Origin of the sequence: Dawidia cretensis, from assembly GCF_018598175.1 — a bacterium.
GTDB classification, from domain to species: Bacteria; Bacteroidota; Bacteroidia; order Cytophagales; family Cyclobacteriaceae; genus Ohtaekwangia; species Ohtaekwangia cretensis.
Genome location: NZ_JAHESE010000277.1, coordinates 1 through 230, shown reverse-complemented (window position 1 = coordinate 230; position 230 = coordinate 1). Strand labels below are relative to the sequence as shown.

Sequence of the window (230 nt, the reverse complement as noted above, 5' to 3'; positions counted from 1 at the left end):
GGATTGCACAGACAACCAGGATGTTGGCTTAGAAGCAGCCACTCATTCAAAGAGTGCGTAATAGCTCACTGGTCGAGTGATCCTGCGCCGAAGATTTCCGGGGCTAAAACTTACTACCGAAGCTACGGCATCAGTAATGATGGGTAGGGGAGCTTCCCATACGGGTTGAAGCATGACCGTAAGGACATGTGGACAGTATGGGAGTGAGAATGTTGGCATGAGTAGCGAGA

General features: G+C 50.4%; 1 rRNA gene. It reads left to right on the top strand.

The features are described from left to right. Positions 1 to 230 (top strand): 23S ribosomal RNA (locus KK062_RS30640); the annotation flags it as partial.